The organism is Qipengyuania aquimaris, assembly GCF_020171965.1.
Classification (GTDB): domain Bacteria; phylum Pseudomonadota; class Alphaproteobacteria; order Sphingomonadales; family Sphingomonadaceae; genus Qipengyuania; species Qipengyuania aquimaris_A.
Window position 1 is genome coordinate 816,219 of the sequence record NZ_JAIUZK010000002.1, and the last position, 21,460, is coordinate 837,678.

At 62.7% G+C, this 21,460-nt stretch carries 25 protein-coding genes and 1 tRNA gene; 18 read left to right on the forward strand and 8 right to left on the reverse strand.

Annotated features, from left to right (window positions below; translation table 11 throughout):
• Positions 1-11: 11 nt before the first annotated feature.
• The 4 genes from LCM24_RS11735 to rpsA all read right to left on the reverse strand — a co-directional run bounded on the left by LCM24_RS11735 (position 12) and on the right by rpsA (position 3,909).
• On the reverse strand, positions 12-986 hold the full coding sequence (locus LCM24_RS11735; protein WP_224804549.1) for an NADPH:quinone oxidoreductase family protein: 975 nt from the start codon (positions 984-986) through the stop codon (positions 12-14).
• Position 987: 1 nt separating this feature from the next.
• On the reverse strand, positions 988-1,314 hold the full coding sequence (locus LCM24_RS11740) for a DOPA 4,5-dioxygenase family protein (protein WP_224804551.1): 327 nt from the start codon (positions 1,312-1,314) through the stop codon (positions 988-990).
• 2 nt (positions 1,315-1,316) lie between these two features.
• Positions 1,317-2,072: a hydroxyacylglutathione hydrolase gene (gloB, locus tag LCM24_RS11745; protein ID WP_224804553.1), complete on the reverse strand. Its 756-nt coding sequence runs from the start codon at positions 2,070-2,072 to the stop codon at positions 1,317-1,319.
• A 133-nt stretch (positions 2,073-2,205) separates the two neighbouring features.
• The gene (gene rpsA, locus LCM24_RS11750) at positions 2,206-3,909 is read right to left on the reverse strand and encodes a 30S ribosomal protein S1 (protein ID WP_090479754.1); all 1,704 of its coding nucleotides are present in this window, start codon (positions 3,907-3,909) and stop codon (positions 2,206-2,208) included.
• Between the two features lie 266 nt (positions 3,910-4,175).
• On the opposite strand from rpsA, the gene LCM24_RS11755 reads away from it, so the two are divergent.
• Positions 4,176-4,685: a DUF962 domain-containing protein gene (locus LCM24_RS11755; protein WP_224804555.1), complete on the forward strand. Its 510-nt coding sequence runs from the start codon at positions 4,176-4,178 to the stop codon at positions 4,683-4,685.
• Here LCM24_RS11755 and LCM24_RS11760 read toward each other — a convergent pair.
• Genes LCM24_RS11760 through aroA form a run of 4 tightly spaced genes read right to left on the reverse strand, consistent with a single transcriptional unit; the run spans position 4,675 to position 7,077 of the window.
• The gene (locus LCM24_RS11760; RefSeq protein WP_224804556.1) at positions 4,675-5,298 is read right to left on the reverse strand and encodes a (d)CMP kinase; all 624 of its coding nucleotides are present in this window, start codon (positions 5,296-5,298) and stop codon (positions 4,675-4,677) included. The two genes, LCM24_RS11755 and LCM24_RS11760, sit on opposite strands and share 11 nt — an antisense overlap.
• Positions 5,295-5,516 (reverse strand): hypothetical protein, encoded by a 222-nt coding sequence (locus LCM24_RS11765; RefSeq protein ID WP_224804558.1) that lies wholly within the window; start codon positions 5,514-5,516, stop codon positions 5,295-5,297. The genes LCM24_RS11760 and LCM24_RS11765 overlap by 4 nt, the downstream gene beginning before the upstream one ends.
• Positions 5,513-5,770, reverse strand: a complete 258-nt coding sequence (locus tag LCM24_RS11770; RefSeq protein ID WP_224804560.1) for a CBU_0592 family membrane protein — start codon at positions 5,768-5,770, stop codon at positions 5,513-5,515. Before LCM24_RS11770 ends, LCM24_RS11765 begins: the two co-directional genes overlap by 4 nt.
• Positions 5,767-7,077, reverse strand: a complete 1,311-nt coding sequence (aroA, locus tag LCM24_RS11775) for a 3-phosphoshikimate 1-carboxyvinyltransferase (protein WP_224804562.1) — start codon at positions 7,075-7,077, stop codon at positions 5,767-5,769. The genes LCM24_RS11770 and aroA overlap by 4 nt, the downstream gene beginning before the upstream one ends.
• A gap of 171 nt (positions 7,078-7,248) precedes the next feature.
• On the opposite strand from aroA, the gene LCM24_RS11780 reads away from it, so the two are divergent.
• From LCM24_RS11780 to LCM24_RS11860, 17 genes are all read left to right on the forward strand, one after another.
• On the forward strand, positions 7,249-7,590 hold the full coding sequence (locus LCM24_RS11780) for a TIGR02300 family protein (RefSeq protein ID WP_040964039.1): 342 nt from the start codon (positions 7,249-7,251) through the stop codon (positions 7,588-7,590).
• Positions 7,591-7,681: 91 nt separating this feature from the next.
• Positions 7,682-7,757, forward strand: a tRNA-Ala gene (locus LCM24_RS11785).
• A 176-nt stretch (positions 7,758-7,933) separates the two neighbouring features.
• Positions 7,934-9,427, forward strand: a complete 1,494-nt coding sequence (gene ffh, locus LCM24_RS11790; RefSeq protein ID WP_090479734.1) for a signal recognition particle protein — start codon at positions 7,934-7,936, stop codon at positions 9,425-9,427.
• Between the two features lie 39 nt (positions 9,428-9,466).
• The gene (gene rpsP / locus LCM24_RS11795) at positions 9,467-9,955 is read left to right on the forward strand and encodes a 30S ribosomal protein S16 (protein ID WP_224804564.1); all 489 of its coding nucleotides are present in this window, start codon (positions 9,467-9,469) and stop codon (positions 9,953-9,955) included.
• Positions 9,956-9,964: 9 nt separating this feature from the next.
• Positions 9,965-10,450: a ribosome maturation factor RimM gene (gene rimM / locus LCM24_RS11800; protein WP_224804565.1), complete on the forward strand. Its 486-nt coding sequence runs from the start codon at positions 9,965-9,967 to the stop codon at positions 10,448-10,450.
• 7 nt (positions 10,451-10,457) lie between these two features.
• Complete coding sequence (locus tag LCM24_RS11805; protein WP_224804567.1) at positions 10,458-11,411, forward strand: carbon-nitrogen hydrolase family protein; 954 nt, start codon at positions 10,458-10,460, stop codon at positions 11,409-11,411.
• Positions 11,399-11,743 carry a hypothetical protein gene (locus LCM24_RS11810; protein ID WP_224804569.1) on the forward strand — a complete coding sequence of 115 codons (345 nt, stop codon included), beginning with the start codon at positions 11,399-11,401 and terminating at the stop codon, positions 11,741-11,743. Before LCM24_RS11805 ends, LCM24_RS11810 begins: the two co-directional genes overlap by 13 nt.
• Before the next feature lie 13 nt (positions 11,744-11,756).
• Positions 11,757-12,482, forward strand: coding sequence for a tRNA (guanosine(37)-N1)-methyltransferase TrmD (gene trmD, locus LCM24_RS11815; RefSeq protein ID WP_224804570.1), 726 nt, complete (start codon positions 11,757-11,759; stop codon positions 12,480-12,482).
• 12 nt (positions 12,483-12,494) lie between these two features.
• On the forward strand, positions 12,495-12,863 hold the full coding sequence (gene rplS, locus LCM24_RS11820; protein WP_090479716.1) for a 50S ribosomal protein L19: 369 nt from the start codon (positions 12,495-12,497) through the stop codon (positions 12,861-12,863).
• Between the two features lie 369 nt (positions 12,864-13,232).
• A complete protein-coding gene (locus tag LCM24_RS11825; RefSeq protein ID WP_224804572.1) occupies positions 13,233-15,479 on the forward strand; it encodes a S9 family peptidase in 2,247 nt (748 codons plus the stop codon).
• A 95-nt stretch (positions 15,480-15,574) separates the two neighbouring features.
• Entirely contained in the window at positions 15,575-16,600 is a 1,026-nt protein-coding gene (locus LCM24_RS11830; RefSeq protein WP_224804574.1) for an aspartate-semialdehyde dehydrogenase, read from the forward strand.
• Positions 16,597-17,151: a hypothetical protein gene (locus tag LCM24_RS11835; protein WP_224804576.1), complete on the forward strand. Its 555-nt coding sequence runs from the start codon at positions 16,597-16,599 to the stop codon at positions 17,149-17,151. The genes LCM24_RS11830 and LCM24_RS11835 overlap by 4 nt, the downstream gene beginning before the upstream one ends.
• 25 nt (positions 17,152-17,176) lie before the next feature.
• Positions 17,177-17,824 (forward strand): 2-hydroxychromene-2-carboxylate isomerase, encoded by a 648-nt coding sequence (locus tag LCM24_RS11840; RefSeq protein WP_224804578.1) that lies wholly within the window; start codon positions 17,177-17,179, stop codon positions 17,822-17,824.
• A 44-nt stretch (positions 17,825-17,868) separates the two neighbouring features.
• A complete protein-coding gene (locus LCM24_RS11845) occupies positions 17,869-18,270 on the forward strand; it encodes a GFA family protein (RefSeq protein WP_224804579.1) in 402 nt (133 codons plus the stop codon).
• Positions 18,267-19,022 carry an alpha/beta fold hydrolase gene (locus LCM24_RS11850; protein WP_224804581.1) on the forward strand — a complete coding sequence of 252 codons (756 nt, stop codon included), beginning with the start codon at positions 18,267-18,269 and terminating at the stop codon, positions 19,020-19,022. Before LCM24_RS11845 ends, LCM24_RS11850 begins: the two co-directional genes overlap by 4 nt.
• Positions 19,019-19,528, forward strand: a complete 510-nt coding sequence (locus LCM24_RS11855) for a hypothetical protein (RefSeq protein ID WP_224804583.1) — start codon at positions 19,019-19,021, stop codon at positions 19,526-19,528. The genes LCM24_RS11850 and LCM24_RS11855 overlap by 4 nt, the downstream gene beginning before the upstream one ends.
• A 67-nt stretch (positions 19,529-19,595) precedes the next feature.
• Entirely contained in the window at positions 19,596-21,458 is a 1,863-nt protein-coding gene (locus tag LCM24_RS11860; RefSeq protein WP_224804585.1) for a M2 family metallopeptidase, read from the forward strand.
• The last annotated feature ends 2 nt before the right edge of the window (positions 21,459-21,460 follow it).

Below are 21,460 nucleotides of genomic sequence, written 5' to 3' on the forward strand. Positions count from 1 at the left end.
GGGAGCGCAGATCAGGGTTCCAGCACGATCTTTCCGAAGACTTCGCCCGACTGCATCGCTTCGAAGGCTTCCCGCCATTTCGACATCGGCAAGATACGGTCGATATGCGGCGTGATTCTGCCGCTGCTGGCCAGATCGTCGAGTTCTTGAGCGATCCGCGCGCCTCGCTCCGGGAAGCGGCGGCTGTATTCGCCCGCTCTCACACCGACGATCGAGAAGCCCTTGATGAGTGGGATGTTCACGGCGATTTCGGGAATGCGTCCCGCCACGAAGCCGACGACCAGCAGCTTGCCGCCAAAGGTGACGCAGCGTGTGCTCTCGTCGAAGACATCGCCACCGACTGGATCGAACACAAGGTCGCAAAGCCGCCCGTTCGTGAGCGCCGACACATCCTCGCGAAAGCGGCCCTGATTGCTGATAACGGCTTCGGCACCGGAAGCTGCAGCCAGGCGGTCCAGCTTGCCTGCGGAGTGGGATGCCGCGATCACTTTCGCTCCGAGGGCCTTCGCGAGATCGCATGCAGCCAGGCCGACCCCGCCGCTTGCCCCATGGACCAGGATCGTCTGGCCAGCCTCTAGCTTGCCCAATTCGACCAGCGCGACATATGCAGTCTGATAGGCGGCACCCATCGCTGCGGCCTGAGGGAAGTCCAGCCCCTCGGGTATATGCCTGAGGGCGGAGGGGGGCAGGGCGATGGATTCGGCAAAGGCGCCGGTCTTGGCACCGCCCATCACCCGGTCACCCGGCACGAACCCGCTGTCCGGTTCCGCCGCAATAACCTCGCCGGCCATCTCCAGGCCGGAGGTGAAGGGAAGCTCCGGTTTGAACTGGTACTTGCCCTGCGTCATCAAGAGGTCTGGATAATTGAGCGATGCAGCGCGGACGCGAACCAGCACTTCGCCTTCTGTGCGCACAGGATCTGGAATGTCGACCAATTCGACGCCGGACAGGTCGCCCGTCAGGTCATGGACGCGAACTGCCTTCATTTCAGGCAAAGATCGATAGGTCGAGTGCTTCGGATGTGCCGAACCAGATGACGTGCCGCGTGTGATCGGCCAGGTCGTCGCCGCTGAGGCCATGCACGAAAAGAGTAAGGTCGCCGCGGTTCTCTACCGCCCAAGAGGCGAAAGGACCGAACTGGTCGGCCCTGAGTGTGAGCTGGCACGATCCGCGCGGATGGGGTCCGACCGGCCTGGTGTGGAAATGCCCGACCGGAACGCCGAATGCGGCGCGTGCGGCAGCAGCGAATTCTTGGGCCTGCGCCAGCTCGCTCTCATCGAAATAGATGTGAGCGTGGTATCCCTTGATACTCATCGTCAGAAACTGTCCTTGGCTGCGCGAAGTGCTGCGAAGGTTTCCGCAGGTGAACTGCCACCCCAGCGGTCACGTAATTCGGCGCTGTCCGCGCGCAGGAACGGGTTGGTAGCGAGTTCTCGCGACAGCACTGTCGGCACTGTCGGCTCGCCCTTGGCGCGCTTCTCTTCTACGCGCGCGGCGTAGAGCTGCAGTTCGGTATTGTCCGGATCCGCATGCAGGGCGAACCTCGCGTTAGCGGCGGTGTATTCGTGTGCGCAGTAAAGCTGGGTGTTGTCTGGAAGCTGCCGGATCCGGTCGAGGCTGTTCCAGAACTGCTCCGGCTCGCCCTCGAACATCCGGCCGCAGCCCAGCGCGAACACGCTGTCGCCCACGAAGGCCGTATCGGCTTCGGCGATATGGTAAGCGATGTGCCCGTTGGTGTGGCCCGACACATCGATCACGCGGGCCTTGCACTCGCCGAGCTCGACGCTGTCGCCATTGCCGACCACCCGGTCGATCGGACTCAGCTTCTCGACCTCCTGCGGAGCGATTACCTTCGCCCCTGTCGCTTCGACAATAGCCTTGTTCCCGCCTGCATGGTCGGGATGCCAGTGGGTGTTCCAGATCTGGGTGATGGTCCAGCCCTTGGCCTCGGCCTGCCTCAGGTATTCCGCCCCGTCGGGCGTGTCGATCGCCGCGGTCTCCCCGCTATCGGGATCGTGGAGGAGGAATCCGTAATTGTCGGACAGGCAGGGGAACTGGTGGACTTCTAGCATGTGTTTCGGTCTGTCTTAACGCTGCGCTACTTTAGGACAGGGAACGTAAGCTCCCCCGCGCCAAAGGGAAAGGCCCGCCTGCTCCTGAGAGCAAGCGGGCCTTCCTGATTAGCCTCGAGAAGGCAGGAAGAGCTTAGTCTTCCTTCTTCTTCAGTGCTTCGCCGAGGATGTCGCCGAGCGATGCACCCGAATCCGACGAACCGAACTGTGCAACCGCTTCCTTCTCTTCCGAGATCTGGCGGGCCTTGATCGAGAAGGTCGGCTTCTTCGAACGATCGAAGCCGGTGACCATGGCATCGACCTTCGCGCCGGGCTGGAAACGGTCGGGACGCTGTTCGTCACGATCGCGGCCGAGGTCCGAACGCTTGATGAAGCCGGTTGCGCCATCTTCGCCGACCTGGACTTCGAGACCGCCATCGCGGACTTCGAGGACGGTGACGGTGACGACCTGGTTCTTGCGGAGCGAGCTGCCTGCGCCTGCTTCGGTCGGAGCGCCCTTTTCGAGCTGCTTCATGCCGAGGCTGATGCGTTCCTTCTCGATGTCGACATCGAGAACGACGGCTTCGACTTCCTCGCCCTTGCGGTGCAGGGCAAGCGCGTCTTCACCCGAGATGCCCCATGCGATGTCGGACATGTGGACCATGCCGTCGACGTCGCCCGGAAGGCCGATGAAGAGACCGAATTCGGTGGCGTTCTTGACTTCGCCGGTGACCTTGGCGCCAACGGGGTGCGCTTCAGCGAATTCTTCCCACGGATTGCGCTGGGCCTGCTTGAGGCCGAGCGAAATGCGGCGCTTTTCGCTGTCCACTTCGAGGACCATGACTTCGACTTCCTGCGAGGTCGAGACGATCTTGCCGGGGTGGACGTTCTTCTTGGTCCAGCTCATTTCCGAAACGTGGACCAGGCCTTCGATGCCCGGCTCGATTTCGACGAATGCGCCGTACTCAGTGATGTTCGTAACCGTACCGGTCATCTTCATGCCGACCGGGTACTTGGCTGCGACACCGTCCCACGGATCCGATTCCAGCTGCTTCATGCCGAGGCTGATGCGCTGGGTGTCTTCGTTGATGCGGACGATCTGGACGGTCACGGTCTGGCCGATTTCGATCATCTCGCTGGGGTGGTTGACGCGCTTGTAGCTCATGTCGGTGACGTGAAGCAGGCCGTCGATGCCGCCGAGGTCGACGAATGCACCGTAGTCGGTGATGTTCTTCACGACGCCGTCGATGACCTGGCCTTCAGCCAGCTTGTCAATCAGTTCGCTGCGCTGTTCCGCACGGGTTTCTTCGAGCACGGCGCGACGCGAAACGACGATGTTGCCGCGACGACGGTCCATCTTCAGGATCTGGAACGGCTGCGGCATGTCCATCAGCGGGGTGACATCGCGCACGGGGCGGATGTCGACCTGCGAACCGGGCAGGAAGGCCACGGCACCGTCGAGGTCGACGGTGAAGCCGCCCTTGACGCGGCCGAAGATGCGGCCGTCGACGCGCTTGCCTTCGCCGAACTCGCTTTCAAGCTTGTCCCAGGCAGCTTCGCGACGTGCGCGATCGCGCGACAGCATGGCTTCGCCGTCGGCGTTCTCGATGCGGTCGACGAAAACTTCGACTTCCGAACCGACCGAGAGGCCGTGGTCGTCTTCGCCGCGCATGAATTCCTTGAGGTCGACGCGGCCTTCGCTCTTCAGGCCGACATCGATGTGCGCCATGCCGTTTTCGATGGCAGTGACGGTGCCCTTGACGACGCGACCTTCGAAGCCGCCGTCATCGGCGCCACCGAGTTGCTCGTCGAGCATTGCCGCGAAATCGTCGCGGGTAGGATTGGCTGAGGTTGCCATAGGTTGTGTAGTCCTAACGTTCGTTTTGCTACCGGCCACCGGTTTTACCGGGGTCTTTCTCCGTCTGCCTGTGCACCATTGCACGGGCCGTACGGGGCAAGAGGGCCGTGATCTCCGCAGAGCCGTATGCCGCTGCGAAGGTCCATCGAATCCAGCAGGTTTCGTGAACGGGCGCGCGCCTAGGCCAATGTGGGCCGGAAAGCAAGGAAATACGGCGTTCCCGCACCGTCTTTGCGCTGGCCGGTCGAGGTGATACGAAACACACCATGACCGCTCTCGTTCAATCGCTCGCCAGCTATCGCGAATTCCATCGCGATCATCGCAATGTCCTCACGCACGCGCTGGGCATCCCGATGATCGTGCTGTCGGTGGAAATCCTGCTTTCTCGGCCCGTCTGGGACGTGTCCGGCATGGTGCTCACGCCGGCGATCGTCGCGAACGTCCTCGCGGCGCTGTGGTATCTCAGGCTCGACCTCAAGTTCGGCGCGCTGATGACTTTACTTCTCGCGGTGTTCGCCTTCGCAGGTCACCAGATTGCGCAGGTGTCCGACCTTGCCTGGCTTGGCGGGGGGATCGGCCTCTTCGTGGTCGGATGGCTGTTCCAGTTCGTCGGCCACCATTACGAGGGGCGCAAACCGGCATTCGTCGACGACATACGCAGCCTGCTGGTCGGGCCGCTGTTCATGGTGGCGGAAGGGCTTTTCGCGCTTGGTCTCTGCCAGGACTTGCAGCGCAAGGTCGAGCAGGGCCCGGCGCAGGCGCCGCTCAGGAGCTGATTGCTTCTTCGACCGCCGCGATTGCCGCGGCGATCGCCTCCTCGCGGTCGAGCGAGCTGGTGTCGATCACCATGGCGTCTTCTGCCGGGACGAGTGGAGCGACAGCCCGGTTGCGATCGCGTTCGTCGCGGCGGCGCAAATCGTCCTGTATCTCCAGCAGCGTAACGCCCGCACCCCGGTCGCGCATTTCCAGGAAGCGGCGGCGCGCGCGCGCTTCCACGCTGGCCGTCACGAACAGCTTCGCGTCTGCCTCGGGAGCGATCACCGTGCCGATGTCGCGTCCGTCGAGCACTGCGCCGCCGTCGCGTGTTGCGAAAGCGCGCTGTCGTTCGAACAAGGCCTCGCGCACGGCGGGATGGATGGACACGCGGCTTGCAAGACCGCCAGTCGCTTCATCGCGCAGGTGCGGATCGCCCAAGAGGCTGTCGGGAAAGCTGGTGGCCGCCAGTGCGTCGGCTCCGTTGTCGGGATCGCCTCCGTCCAGGAAGACCTGCCGACCGACCGCGCGATAAAGCAGTCCGGTATCGAGATGGGGTAGCCCGAAATGCTCGGCGAGGGCCTTGGCAATCGTGCCTTTGCCCGAGGCGGTCGGTCCGTCGACGGAGATGATCATTCCGTGTCCTCCTTCGCCTTTTCCTGTTCGATCCGCCTGCGTTGGAGAGCCTTGTCGCGTTCATCCCACCACCACTTGATGACCGGACCCGCGAGAACAACGAAGAAGATTGCGGCAGCGGCCTGTCCTGGTTCGAGCGTGCCTCCACCCCGCGAAACATAGGTGAGGACGGCGAAACTGCTGATCGCCGCATAAATATACAGCAACTTCCGGCTCATGCGCTTTTCCTGCGCGCCTTGAGCGCTTTCGCCAAGCCCCAGATCGCGATCGCTGCCCAGAAACCTTCGAGCACCAGACTCGGCCAGTTGGTGTGCACCACCAGGGAGACGGTCAGCAGGGCGGCGCCCGTCAGGTTGGTGCCATGCAGGATGAACGGGTTCGGCTCTTCCTTGTAGGTCAGGTAGGCATAGGCGCCGATGATGCAGGCCGTGCCGACGAAGCCGACCATGGATGCCCAGTCGAGATTGATCATGCCGATGCCTCGTCGATCAGCGCAGTGAAGTTGGGGAAGCTTGTTGCGATGGGTTCGGTGCTGTCGATCTCGACGCCGGTTTCGCTGGCGAGGCCTGCGACCGCCATGCTCATCGCGATGCGGTGGTCGAGATGGGTGGTGACCGTGCCGCCCCCGGGCAGTGGCTCGCCGCCCGAACCGGTAATCAGCAATCCGTCTTCGCGTTCTTGCACTTTCGCTCCGGCGAGCTTGAGCGCGGCTGCCATGGCGGACAGCCGGTCGCTTTCCTTGACGCGCAGTTCCTCGAGCCCGCTGGTAATCGTGGCCCCTTTCGCCATGGCGGCCGCCACGAAGAGGACCGGGAATTCATCGATCATGCTGGGCGCGATGTCGGGATCGACCTCGATGCCGGTGAGCGGCGCATGGCGCACGCGCAAATCAGCGACAGGCTCGCCGCCGACTTCGCGCGGGTCGAGATAGTCGATGTCTGCGCCCATCTGTTTCAGGACGCGGAAGATACCGTCGCGCGTAGGGTTGAGGCCGACATTCTCGATCACGAGGTCGCTTCCCGGCACGATGCTTGCCGCCACGGCGAAGAATGCTGCCGAAGAGGGGTCGCCCGGCACTTCTATATCGCAGGGAGACATATCGACCGGTCCGGTGACGGAGATGTGTTTTTCGCCGTCAATTTCCTCGACCGTGACTTCGACACCGAAGGCGCGCAGCATGCGTTCCGTGTGGTCGCGGGTGGGGACGGGCTCGATCACTGTCGTCGTGCCGGGCGTATTCAGGCCAGCCAGCAGCACGGCGCTCTTCACCTGCGCACTTGCGACAGGAAGGCGATAGGTCATCGGGACGGCTGGCTGCATCCCCTCCATGATCAGCGGCAGCGTGCCGCCGGGGGAGGGGGTGAAGCTCGCGCCCATGTTCGACAGCGGATCGATCACGCGGCCCATCGGGCGCTTGGAAAGGCTCGCATCGCCGGTAAAAGCTGCTGTAATGCCGTGGCTTGCGACGAGGCCCATGAGGAGGCGCGTCGACGTGCCCGAATTGCCCATGTCCAGCGCACCTTCGGGTTGCAGCAGCGTGCCGACGCCGACGCCATCGACGCTATAGGTGCCGTCGTCCGCCTTGCGGACCTTCGCGCCCATTTGCTCGAGCGCGCGGCCCGTCGCCAGAACGTCCTCGCCTTCCAGCAGCCCGCGGATGGTTGTGGTCCCGACCGCCAAGGCCCCGAACATGAGCGAGCGGTGGCTGATCGATTTGTCGCCCGGCACGCGAATGCGTCCGGTCAGCGGGCCACGGGGAGTAAAGCGATGGGCGGTCAAGCGGGCTTCCGGCTGGAGTTGCAGGGATGAAGCGCGGGTCTTTGACAGTGGCAATGGCTTCTGGCAAGGCGCGCGCGCAGTTGATTCCTGCCCAGCGGGATCCCATCAATACAATTACGAATTCACGGCGACCCGGCCCGATGCCGGGGCGGCAAACATCAAGGATTACACATGGTCAAACCTGAATGGGGCACCAAGCGCACTTGCCCGAATTGCGGCACTCGCTTCTACGATCTGAACAAGGAAGATCCGGTCACCTGCATCGAATGCGGTGAAGAATGGACCCCCGAACCCGTTCTCAAGTCCAAGCAGCCGATCCTCGCCGAGGAAGAGAAGAAAGACAAGAAGGGCGAAGCCGACAGCGATCTGGGCGGTGACGACGATGACGATCTGGATATCGACATCGACGAAGACGACGATTCGCCCGACAATGAAGTCGATCTGGGCGGCGACGACGACCTCGGCGTCGAAACCAAGTCCAAGGGCGACGACGACGACGCGGACGAGAGCTAATTTTGCTGTTGCATTGCGGGAAGGCTGCTTATATTGGGCGCCTCCCGCAAGGGTGACGCACCTCCCAGGATGCGTCGTTTGAAAATGGCTCGGGGCCTTAGCTCAGCTGGGAGAGCGCTACAATGGCATTGTAGAGGTCAGCGGTTCGATCCCGCTAGGCTCCACCATTTTCCCGGATTTGATGGTAGCAGGCCGTGGCGACGGCTGCGGCTTGCTTCCACCACACCCGGGCACACGTTTGGGTTTCATAGGGGTTTGACCCCACGCTGGCCGACGAGTTTTCGTCCGCCGGCGTTTTTCGCGTTTATCCGGTGCTCAGGCGTCGGGAAGGAGTAGAACGGCCATGTTCGACAATCTGTCCGACCGGCTCGGCAATGTCTTCGACAAGCTCAAGGGGCGCGGTGCGCTGTCCGAAAGCGATGTGCGCGAAGCCATGCGCGAAGTTCGCATCGCGCTGCTCGAAGCCGATGTCGCTCTCCCCGTCGTCCGCCGTTTCATCGATGCCGTCACCGAAAAGGCGATCGGCTCGGAAGTCCTGAAATCCGTCACTCCGGGCCAGCAGGTCGTCAAGATCGTCGACGACGAGCTGGTCGATATGCTCGGCGGCACCGAGGTCGAGGGGCTGAACCTCAACGCCAAGCCTCCGGTCGTCATCATGATGGTCGGCCTGCAGGGTTCTGGTAAGACGACGACGACGGCCAAGCTCGGCAAGCTGCTGCGCGAAAAGCACGGCAAGAAGGCCATGATGGCCTCGCTCGACGTCAACCGTCCGGCAGCGCAGGAGCAGCTGAAGGTGCTGGGCGAACAGGTCGATGTCGCGACCCTGCCGATCGTGCCCGGCCAGCAGCCGGTCGATATCGCACGCCGCGCCATGGAAAGCGCAAAGCTCCAGGCGGCAGACGTCCTGCTGCTCGACACCGCGGGCCGCCTGCACGTCGACGAGGCGCTGATGGCGGAAATGAAGGCGATCAACGCCGTCTCCGCCCCGACCGAAGTGCTGCTGGTGGTCGACAGCCTGACCGGCCAGGACGCGGTCAACGTCGCGCAGAGCTTTACCGGCGAAGTGCCGCTGACCGGCGTGGTGCTGACCCGCATGGACGGCGATGCGCGCGGCGGTGCGGCGCTTTCGATGCGCTATGTCACCGGCAAACCGATCAAGTTTGCAGGGACCGGCGAAAAGCTCGACGCGATCGAGGCCTTCGATCCCAAGCGTGTGGCCGGCCGCATCCTCGGCATGGGCGATGTCGTCAGCCTCGTCGAAAAGGCTGCGACGGCGATCAAGGAAGAAGAGGCCGAAGCGCTCGCCAAGAAAATGGCGAAGGGCGAATTCGACCTCGACGACCTTCGCATGCAGTTGAAGCAGATGCAGAACATGGGCGGCCTTGGCGCGCTCGCCGGCATGATGCCCGGCATGAAAAAGGCCAAGCAGGCGATGCAGGCCAGCGGTATGGACGACAAGGTCCTGGTCCACATGGACGCGATCATTTCGTCCATGACTCCGAAAGAGCGCAAGCATCCCAAGCTGCTCAACGCCAAGCGCAAGAAGCGCGTAGCAGCGGGTTCGGGCACGCAGGTCCAGGAAGTGAACAAGGTGCTCAAGATGCACCAGGAAATGGCCAAGGCCATGAAGCAGATCAAGAAGATGGGCGGGTTGAAGGGTCTCGGCGCCCTGTTCGGCAAGGGCGGGCTCGGTGCCGCCATGCCGGGCCTCGGCGGCCCCGGCGGGCCCGGTCCCATGGGCGGACTGCCCGGACTGGGTTCGGGCGGCGACAAGGGGCCGAGTGTCGATCCCGACACGCTTCCCGCCGATCTGCGTGACATGTTGAACAAGAAATAAACGAAATTACCGATATTTACATTCGAAAGGTGAAGTAAAATGGCAGTTGCAATTCGTCTGTCGCGCGGTGGCGCGAAGAAGCGTCCCTACTACCGCATCGTCGTGTCGGACTCGCGCAGCCCGCGTGACGGCAAGTACCTGGAGCAGATCGGCACCTACAACCCGATGCTGCCGAAGGATTCGGGCGAGCGCGTGAAGCTCGACGAAGACCGCGCACGTCACTGGCTGTCGGTCGGCGCGACCCCGTCGGACCGCGTCCACCGTTTCCTCGACGCAGCCGGCATCCTCGAGCGTGCGCCGCGCAACAACCCGAAGAAGGGTGAACCGGGCGAAGCCGCGAAGGAACGCGCTGAAGAGAAGGCTGCGAAGGCTGCAGAAGCCGAAGAAGCTGCCAAGGCCGCTGAAGAAGAGGCCAAGGCTGAAGCCGAAGCTCCGGCTGAAGAAGCTGCTGCTGAAGAAGCGCCGGCCGAAGAAGCTGCTGCAGAAGAAGCTCCGGCTGAAGACGCAGCCGAAGAAAAGGCCGAGTAAGCCTTTTCCATGCAGGACAAACCCGCCACCCTTGCCGCCGTCACCGGTGCGCATGGCGTGGCGGGCGAAGTCCGTCTGAAGCTGTTCGGGGAGGGCGTCGATGCCCTGAAGGCCCACAAGAGCTTCAATGACGGTACGCTGACACTTTCCAAGGTGCGCAGCGACAATAAGGGCGGCGCAATCGCGCGCTTTGCCGAGATCACCAGTCGCAACGATGCCGAGGCCCTGCGCGGCACGGTGCTGACGGTTCCGATCGATGCCCTCCCGCCGCTGGAGGAGGGCGAATTCTACTACTCCGACCTGCTCGACCTGCCGGTAGTGACCGATGCGGGCGAGGCCGTTGGGCGCGTGTGCGCGGTCGAGAACTTCGGCGCGACGGATATCGTCGAGATCGAGAAGCCCGACGGCAAGAAGTTCATGGTCCCCCTGACGAAGCAAGCGGTGCCTTCCTGGGATGACAGCACGCTTGTCGTGAACGCCGATTTCGTCGACTAAGCGCTCCATGAGCCCACTCAAGGTTGCAATAGTCCAGGCTGCACCCATTCCGCTCGCCATTGGTGACGGGATCGAGAAGGCTGTCCGACTTGCCCGCGAGGCGATTGAGGGCGGGGCGCAGCTTGTGGCCTTTGGCGAGACCTTCCTCGGCGGCTATCCGCTGTGGCCGGACGAAGCGCCCGGCGCGGCGCTGTGGGACCACCCCGGCACCAAGGCGCTGCATCGGATCATGCTCGAACAGGCGGTGGTGGCTAATGACGAGCGGTTGCTGCCCTTGCAGGAACTCGCCGACGAGAGCGGTGCGGTCATCAGCATCGGCGGGCATGAGCGGGTGCGGCAAAGCCTGTACAACAACCAGATGACCTTCCGTCCCGGCCTGCCCGTGCTCGACCACCGCAAGCTGGTGCCCACACATGGCGAGCGCCTTATCTGGATGCGCGGCGACGGTTCGACGTTGGGCGTGCACCAGGCGGAATGGGGCAACATCGGCTCGCTGATCTGCTGGGAGCACTGGATGCCCTTGGCGCGCGCGGCGATGCACAACCTTAGCGAGAGCGTGCATGTGGCTGCCTGGCCCACCGTGCGCGAGGAATACGCGCTCGCCTCGCGGCACTATGCGATGGAGGGGCGGTGTTTCGTGCTGGCGGCAGGGCTGGTGCAGGCAAAGGACGATTTGTTCGATGGTCTGGAACGGGTTGGCGGCGATGCGGCGGCAAAGGAGTTGTTCGAGGCGATTGAGGGCGATGCGCTCAATCGCGGCGGTTCGATTATTATCGCGCCCGATGCGCGGATCGTGGCGCAGGCGGATGCGGGCGAGCAGACGCTCGTAGCCGACCTCGATCTTGACGAGATCGGACAGGGGCTGGCGAGCCTCGACACTGATGGTCACTATTCGCGACCGGATGTCTTTGAACTGACTGTCGACCGGAAACCCAAGGGAGGGGTCACATGGGCGAACTGAGTTGGGCAACTGTGGTCCTGTCCGGCTTGGCCCTTGTGGGAGTGGCAGTCGTGCTTGGCGTGTTCTGCGGGGTGGCCCTGGTGGTCTCGGCCGGGGTCAGGAGCATCCGCCCCCAGTCCAGCGCCCAACGGGCCGCTCTCTTGGGTTCCGCGCTCTTGCCCATTCTCAGCGTGGGCCTGTTCCTCGCGGCCTTCTCGACAGCGCTAGAACCCGATTTTCGCGGACCCGAAGTGCTCGGGATTGCTATCGTGGGCATCCTTGCCACATTCTCGGTAATCGTAGGCTGGCCGGTGAGCTACTTTGTGGCACGCCGGGCCATGGCAAAACATTGACCACCCGAAACCGATGACCTTCGCCGCCACCATCCTCACCCTCTATCCCGAGATGTTTCCCGGGCCGCTGGGCGTGTCGTTGGCGGGCAGGGCGCTCGAGCGGGGGGACTGGTCGTGCGAGACTGTCCAGATCCGCGATTTTGCCACGGACAAGCATCGCACGGTCGACGATACGCCGGCTGGCGGCGGGGCGGGCATGGTGCTAAAACCCGATGTCCTTGGTCCCGCTATCGAAAGCGTGGGCGAGGGAAGGCCGATCCTCGCCATGACACCGCGGGGGAAACCCATCAGTCAGGCGCGCATTCGCGAAATCGCGGCCGGACCCGGCGTTGCCATACTGTGCGGCCGGTTCGAGGGGTTTGACGAGCGGATTTTCGACCATTACCCGCAGGTTGAAGAGGTCAGCCTTGCCGACATCGTCCTGTCAGGCGGAGAGACCGCCGCAATCGCCATACTCGACGCTTGCATTCGCCTGCTACCCGGAGTAATGGGCGCGCCCGATAGCGGAGTCGAAGAGAGCTACGAAAACGGCCTCATCGAATATCCGCAGTATACCCGACCTCAGGAATGGGAAGGGCGCACGATCCCTGAAGTGCTGCGATCGGGGGATCATGCGAAGATCGCTGCTTGGCGCAAGGCAAGGAGCGAGGAAGACACACGGTTACGCAGGCCGGACCTTTGGGATCGCTATAGTGGCGATCGGGACCAGTCTGCCTCTGGCGCGCGGCGAAAAGACTAAGGAAACGGTTCGATGAACCTGATTCAGCAGCTCGAAGCAGAAGCTATCGAGAACCTCGGCAAGGACGTTCCGGAATTTCGCGCCGGTGACACTGTACGTGTTGGCGTGAAGGTCAAGGAAGGCAACCGCGAGCGTGTTCAGAATTTCGAAGGCGTTGTCATCGCCCGCTCCAACCGCGGCATGGGCAGCAACTTCACCGTCCGCAAGCTTTCGTTCGGCGAAGGCGTGGAACGCGTGTTCCCGCTCTACAGCCCGATCGTCGACAGCATCACCGTGGTCCGCCGCGGTATCGTGCGTCGCGCGAAGCTCTACTATCTGCGTGGCCGCACCGGTAAGCGCGCTCGTATCGCCGAGCGGCGCGACAACGCCCCCAAGGCGTAAGGCTCGCAACAGCGAATTCGAAGGGCGGTCCTGCGGGGCCGCCCTTTTTCGTTTGGCCAAAAAAGAAAGGGCGGTGCTCCTGAAAGCACCGCCTCCCAAGTACCCAAAAGAAAGGGCGGTGCTCCTGAAAGCACCGCCCTTGTCACGTGGGGATCATGATGAGCCTTGCGGCCCGTTCTGATGCCTCCGGAAGCCGTTGAGCCGGAAAGTGGCTCCCGATGACAGGGACCCTTCTGGAGGACAGGCGTTAAGGGGATTTAAGGAAGCGCGCTTAAGGCGAAATTAGGCATGAATTGCGCGCTTTTTTCCAAGGCTTGCTTTCCACCCCGCAGCTTGCGAGAGCATGGCACCGCAATCAGGGAGAGAAAATTGCGCGTTTTGACCTTTGCCACGGCCCTGGCGCTCGGCACCTGCCTTGCAGCGCCTGCACTGGCCGACGATCACACCACTACAACACAGGCGGCGCCCATGGACCTGACCTTCGAACGCGTTTTTGCCTCTCCCTCGCTCGATGGCCCCGCGCCGCGGCAGGCGAAACTTTCGCCGGACGGGCGCTACCTGACCTTGCTGCGCAACCGCGAGGACGACCGGGAGCGCTACGATCTGTGGGCCTATGACCGCGAGAAGGACGATTGGTCGATGCTGGTCGACAGCGAGAAGCTGTCTTCGGGCCGCGAATTGTCAGAGGACGAGAAGATGCAGCGCGAACGCGCGCGTGTCGGCAGCCTCAAGGGCATCATCGACTACCAGTGGACCAAGGAAGCCGATGCCGTGCTCGTGCCGCTCGACGGCGACCTCTATCTCGCAAGGATCGGCGGCGAAGTCGTCCAGCTTTCCGATACGGAAGAAAGCGAGCTTAACCCCTCGCTCAGCAGCACGGGTGCCTATGTCAGCTTCGTGCGCGACAGGCAGCTGTGGGTTGGCGACGTGGGCGCCGAGGCCAGACCCGTCACGCCGAAGGAAGGCGAAGATATCCGTTGGGGCGAGGCGGAATTCGTCGCGCAGGAAGAAATGGCCCGCCTCACCGGCTATTGGTGGAGCCCCGACGACCGCCGGATCGCAGTCCAGCGGTTCGACGAAAGCGGGGTGGGTATTGTCACCCGCGCAGCCATCGGCGCGACCGGCACCAAGGTCTTCGACCAGCGCTATCCCGTCGCCGGCAGCGCCAATGCGATAGTCGACCTGTTCGTCATGGACCCGAACGGCCAGAACCGCGTGAAGGTGGACCTGGGTGATGATCCGGACATCTACCTCGCGCGCGTCGACTGGGCACCTGACGGATCGGCGCTCTATGTCCAGCGCCAGAACCGCGAACAGACGGTTCTCGATGTTCTCAAGGTCGATCCTGCCACCGGTGCGAGCGAGGTGCTTTTCACCGAAACCGCGGCGATGGAGGATTACTGGATCAACCTGTCCGACGACTACAAGTGGCTCGACGACGGCAGCCTCATCTGGTGGTCGGAACGCGACGGTTTCGGGCACCTCTACCGCTATGCCGAGGGAAACTGGCAGCAGCTGACCAGCGGCGACTGGGTGGTGACGAAGCTGCTCGGCGTCGATGAGGCGCAGGGTCGCGTCTATTTCCAGGGCACGAAGGACGATGTGCTGGCGCAGCAGATTTACATGTTCGACCTTACCGATCCGTCGGAGGTCACGCGCCTCACGGACCTGTCCTATGTCAATTCCGGCACCATGGATAACAAGGCGCAGACGCTGCTCGTGACGCGCTCGAATGACGACCGCCCGCCGCAAAGCTATCTTGCCGATGCGGAGGGAACGCGTCTCGCCTGGATCGAGCAGAACGAGCTCGACGCCGATCATCCCTATGCGCCTTACCTGGCCAGCCACAGGCCCACCCAATACGGCGTGCTGCCGGCCGAGGACGGCACGCTGCTCTATTGGGAGATGGTCGCGCCCGACCTCGAGCCGGGCAAGAAATACCCGGTCTATTTCTACCATTATGGCGGTCCCGGGCCGCAGATCGTGACCAAGGGCTGGAACGGCGCGCTGCGCCAAGCGATCGTCGACAAGGGCTACATCTGGTTCGCGCTCGACAATCGCGGCAGCGCCAATCGCGGGGTGAAGTTCGAACAGCCGATCTACCGCGCCATGGGCGGCGTGGAAGTGCGCGACCAGAAGGCGGGTGCGGAGTTCCTCACCCAGTTCGACTTCGTCGACCCGGACAAGATCGCAATCGATGGCTGGTCCTATGGCGGCTACATGACATTGAAGCAGCTCCAGGCCGACCCGGGTCTCTATGCTGCCGGTATCAGCGGCGCGCCCGTCACGAGGTGGGAACTGTACGACACGCACTATACCGAGCGTTACATGGGCACGCCGCAGGACGATGCGGAGGCTTACGAGGCGGCTTCGGCCATCCCGGACGCAACGAAGATCACGGATCCCATGTTGCTGATCCACGGGATGGCGGACGACAACGTGGTGTTCGAGAACGCGACCGAGCTGATTTCGGCGATGCAGGAAGGCAATGTGCCGTTCCAGATGATGCTCTACCCCGGCTACACGCACCGCGTTTCGGGCGAGCAGATCTCCCCGCACCGTTACAACACCGTGTTCCGCTTCCTCGAGCATCATGGCGTGACCCCGCCCGAGTGATCGCGAGCCGGTCTTTACCGCCCGCAATCGAATGTGCGCTTGCGGGCGCGGCGGCAATCGCTATCTCGGCGGCAGATTGATTTTGGAGAAGTGATTTGGGCTATCGTGTTGCCGTAGTCGGCGCGACCGGAAATGTCGGACGCGAAATGATGATGGTGCTGGCCGAGCGCGGGTTTCCCTGCGACGAGGTTGCCGCCGTTGCCTCCAGCCGTTCGCACGGCACCGAGGTCGAATTCGGCGACACCGGCAAGATGCTCAAGTGCAAGAACATCGAGCATTTCGATTGGTCCGGCTGGGACATCGCCCTGTTCGCCGCCGGTAGCGGCCCGGCCAAGGAATACGCGCCGAAGGCTGCGGCTGCGGGTTGCGTGGTGATCGACAACAGCTCGCTTTACCGAATGGACCCGGACGTGCCGCTGATCGTGCCCGAGGTAAATCCGGAAGCGATCCACGACTATTCCAAAAAGAACATTATCGCGAACCCCAACTGCTCGACCGCGCAGCTGGTTGTCGCGCTCAAGCCCTTGCACGATGCAGCGACGATCAAGCGCGTCGTCGTCTCCACCTACCAGTCGGTTTCCGGCGCGGGCAAGGCGGGCATGGATGAGCTGTTCGAACAGAGCCGCAATATCTTCGTCGGGGACTCTGTCGAGCCGGTAAAGTTCACCAAGCAGATCGCCTTCAACGTGATCCCGCACATCGACGTCTTCCTGGATGACGGATCGACCAAGGAAGAATGGAAGATGGTGGTCGAAACCAAGAAGATCCTCGATCCGAAGATCAAGCTGTCGGCGACCTGCGTGCGCGTGCCTGTCTTCGTCGGACATTCCGAAGCGGTGAACATCGAATTCGAGAACGAGCTTTCGGCAGAACAGGCGCAGGACATCCTGCGCGAGGCTCCGGGCTGCATGCTCGTCGACAAGCGCGAAGACGGCGGCTACACCACGCCTGTCGAAGCGGCTGGGGACAGCGCGACTTACATCAGCCGCGTGCGCGAAGACGCTACGGTCGAGAACGGTCTTGTCCTGTGGTGCGTATCCGACAACCTTCGCAAGGGCGCGGCGCTCAACGCAGTGCAGATCGCCGAACTGCTCGGGTGCGAGGTCCTGAAAAAGGGATGATCCGAGCGAGTTCTCTTGCGGCGCTGCCGATCGTCATCGCCCTTGCGGCTTGCAGTGACGAGCCTGCCCCCGAACCCGCGGCAACGCAGGTGGTCGACCGGTTCGAGGAAGCGCGCATCATCGTCAATGCCAATGGATTGGCCGCGGCAAGCGACAAAGGTGCCATGGTCATGCGGTTCGGCTCCCCTCGCGCGGAAGTCGACGCCATGGCTGAAAGCGCCTGGGGCGAGGCTGGCGAACAATCGCGTCAGGAAGAATGCGGTGCAGGCGCTATGGATTTCACCTCCTACGGCCCGCTGCAAATCGCTTACCAGGATGATCGCTTTGCGGGATGGTTCGTGCGTGAGGGCGCCGGCGTCGTCACGTCGGATGGCATCCGGACAGGCGCGACACTTGAAGCGCTGAAAACAGAACGTCAGGTGCGCGAGATCGACAGCACCTTACCCGGCGAATTCGAATATACGACAGGTGATTTCGGCACGATCAGGGGCTTCGCGGAGGACGGGACGATAACCGCCCTACAGGCCGGATTGAGCTGCTTCTTCCGCTGAGGCTACGCGTCTGTATAAGACAGGCATGACCCTTACCGCAGAGCTCTATTTCAGCTTTCGCTCGCCCTACAGCTATCTTTCGGTCGGTCGCTACCGAGCGATGACCGAAGAGTTCGATCTCAAGATCGCTTTGAGGCCGGTCTACCCGCTTGCGATCCGGCAGCCAGATTTCTTCGAACGCAACCATCCGAATTGGCTCGGCTACACCATGCGGGACATGATCCGCGTGGCGCAATTCCACGAAATTCCTTTCGGCGCGCCGCGGCCCGATCCCATCATCCAGGACATGGCGACGCGGCAGATTGCCGACGACCAGCCCTATATTCGCCGCGTGACGCGCATGGGGCAGGCCGCCGCCCGACGCGGTGCCGGGCTGGTTTTCGCAGCCGAAGCGGGCCGGATGATCTGGGGCGGGCAGGAGAACTGGCACGAAGGCGGACACCTCGACCGCGCGCTGGAGGCAGCCGGGCTGGGCGTCGAGGAAATCATCGCCGAGGTGCAGGGCGATGCAGAGGCACTGGACGCCGAGATTGCCGCCAACCAGGAGGCGCTGGAAGCCGCCGGCCACTGGGGCGTCCCCACGCTTGTCTTCGACGGAGAGCCTTTCTTCGGGCAGGACCGTATCGAGATGGTCCAATGGCGCATGGAGCAGAAGGGGTTGGAAAAGCGGTGAAGGGAGAATTGACCGGTGGGTGCTTGTGCGGCTCGGTGCGCTATGTGCTCAAGGAAGGCACGCGGTTTGCGCCATATGCCTGCCATTGCACCGACTGCCAGAAGCGGACCGGCACGGCGTTCTCGGAGCACATGCTGTTCGCGGAGAAAGATATCGAGGTCGAAGGTGCGCTCGATACTGCGGAATACACGCAGCCTTCCGGCGCAAAATCGACAATTTTTGGATGTGGGACCTGCAAGGCCAGGATCTACGCGGTGAACGACCGCCGGGCGGGCTTCGCCAGCTTGCGGTGCGGAACACTGGACATCAGCAGCGACATCGTCCCCGCGGCACATGTCTGGGTGAAGAGCAAGCAACCGTGGATCTTGATCCCGAAGGATAGCAAGACGATGGAAACGCAGCCGTCCTCTACGGAAGAATGGGTCTCGCTGGTGGGGCTGGCATGAGCGCCGAACATTTCGAAAGCTTCGACGGTACCCGGCTGGCCATTCACCATGTCGGCGAAGGCAGGCCGCTGGTCTTGCTCCATGGCCTGTTTTCAAGCGCACAGATGAACTGGATCAAGTTCGGGCATGCCGAGGAGATCGCCTCGCGTGGGTATGAGGTCATCATGCTCGATTTTCGGGTCCATGGTGACAGCGAAGCCCCGGAGGAGCCGGAGAAGTATCCGCTAAACGTCTTGGTCCGTGATGTGGCGGCGCTTGTCGATCATCTTGAGCTCGAAGACTATGACCTCGGCGGCTTCTCCCTGGGCGCTCGGACATCGCTGCATGGCGTGGCGCATGGAATTCTCTCGCCAAAGCGGCTGATCGTCGGAGGGATGGGCACGGCGGGTCTTGGCGAATGGGGCAAGCGCAGCGCATTCTTTAAGCGCGTGATTGATGAGTTCGACACGATAGAGCGCGGCGACCCCGCCTACTTCTCGATGCAGTTCCTGAAGTCGCAAGGCGTCAATCGCACCGCGGCGCGGCTCTTGCTCGACACGATGCCGGATCTGGATCTCGCGATGCTGGACAATGTCTCAATGCAGACGCTGGTTGTTTGCGGTGACGAGGACCGCGATAACGGCTCCGCAGAAGCGCTGGCCGAACTTTTGCCGAACGCCGAATATGCCGAAGTCCCGGGCACCCACATGGGGAGCGTTACCAAGCCCGATCTCGGACGGGCCATGGCCGACTGGCTGGATCGGACCGCGTGAATCTGCTGGTCCGTTACTGGTGGATCATCTGGCTCCTCGGCCTGCTGGTGTTTGCCCTGTTGCGTATCCCGCACGGGCCCTTGGCCATCCCCGAGGTTCCCGGCGGCATATTCGATCACCAGGCCGCGGGTAGTGCAGCCGAAGTCAACCGCATCCAGCAGGCGTGGAGCGAAGCAGGCCTGCTTGGCCATGCGCGATGGGGGATGATCGGCGATTTCCTCTTCATCGGGCTCTACGGCATCGGTGCGACCTTGGGCGGCATCGCCATGCGCCGTACATTTCACACTGCGGGCCTGGTCGTAGCTGCAATGGGCGGGATTTTCATTGTCACCGATTACGCGGAAACGATCGCGCAGTTCATCCAATTGACTTCCATGCAAGGGAATGACGGGCTCGCTCGGCTCGCCGCAACAATGCAGCCTATCAAGATGGCCGCGTTCGGCGTGAGCTTCCTCGGCATATTGGCCTTGCTTGTCGTTCGTCGAATGAGAAACCGAGCGGGTTGATAAAGCCTCCAGACAGGTGCAATCCGGTGACATACGAAACCGGATTACCCTGTTCGAGAGGATACACATGAAATTCGCACCCGTAGCGCTGTCCGCGCTCGCCATTTCGCTTGCTGCCTGCACCACCGCCAATGCGGAGCCGATGCCTTCCGCACCGATCGCGCCGGTGGCAGATGCCGATCCTTACCCGATGACGCCGACAGGGGCGGCTGCGTGGGTCGACATGGTCGAGAAGGACCTCTTCGATTTCGGCGTCGAGTACGCGCGCGTTGCCTGGCTCAACTCGACGTATATCGTTCACGACAGCGACATGCTCGCTGCGAAATACGGGGCCGAAGCGACCCAGAAATCGGTCGCTTATGCGAACAAGGCGGCCGAATATGCACGCGTTGCCGGCCTCGATCCCGAAGTGGCTCGCAAGCTCGATATCCTGCGCAACGGCATCGTCATGCCCGCTCCGGTCCGTGATGGCGCCGCGACCGAGCTGTCCGACATCGCGACGCGCCTTGGTTCCGCCTATGGCAAGGGCAAGGGCACGCTGAACGGAGAGGAGATCAACGGCTCCGATATCGAAGCCGAGATGGGCAACCTCGAACGCTCTCCCGAAGAACTCGCCGAAATGTGGGCCAGCTGGCACGACAATGTCGGCGCGCCGATGCGCAGCGACTACCTGCGCATGATCGGCATTGCGAACGAGGGTTCGAAGGAGCTTGGCTTCAACGACCTTGGCGCGATGTGGCGCTCCAATTACGACATGGACCCCGACCAGTTCGCCGCCGAGACGGAACGGATGTGGCAGGAAGTGAAGCCGCTCTACATGGCGCTGCACACCTATGTCCGCTCCAAGCTCAACGAGAAGTATGGTGACGCCGTCCAGCCCGCGACCGGACCCATTCGCGCCGACCTGCTCGGCAATATGTGGGCGCAGGAATGGGGTAATATCTACCCGCTCGTCGCTCCCGAGGGCGCCGGCGACATCGGCTATGACCTGACCGAGCTCATCGAAGAAGACGGCATGGACGAGGTCCAGATGGTCCGCGTGGGCGAACAGTTCTTCTCCTCGCTCGGCTTCGAACCGCTCCCGGAAACCTTCTGGGAGCGCAGCCAGTTCACCAAGCCGCGCGACCGCGAAGTGGTCTGCCACGCCAGCGCATGGGACGTGGACAATGTCGACGACCTGCGCATCAAGATGTGCATCAAGCGCAATGCGGACGACTTCAAGGTCATCCACCACGAGCTTGGTCACAACTACTACCAGCGCGCCTACAACCAGCAGGATTACCTGCATCTCAACGGCGCGAACGACGGCTTCCATGAAGCGATCGGCGACATGATCGCGCTGTCGATTACGCCCGAATATCTGGTGCAGATCGACATGCTCGATCGTGCAGACGTGCCGAGCGCGGACAAGGACATCGGCCTGCTGCTGCGCGAAGCGATGGACAAGGTTGCCTTCCTGCCGTTCGGCCTGATGGTCGATCGCTATCGCTGGGGTCTGTTCGACGGGTCGATCCCCACAGAAGGCCTCAATGCCGGCTGGAACGACCTGCGCCTTGAATACCAGGGCATTACGCCCCCGGTGGCGCGTGACGAGACCAAGTTCGACGCAGGCGCGAAGTACCACATCCCGGGCAACGTGCCGTACACGCGCTACTTCCTCGCGCGGATCCTGCAGTTCCAGTTCTACAAGGCTGCGTGCGACCAGGCCGGCTGGGAAGGGCCGCTTCACCGCTGCTCGTTCTATGGCAACGAAGAAGTGGGCAAGAACCTCAACGCCATGCTGGAAATGGGCGCGAGCAAGCCGTGGCCCGATGCTCTGGAAGCCTTCACCGGCGAGCGCCAGATGTCCGGCAAGGCAATGGTCGAGTACTTCGCCCCGCTGATGGCGTGGCTGGAAGAGCAGAACCAGGGCAAGCCGCAGGGGTGGTAAGA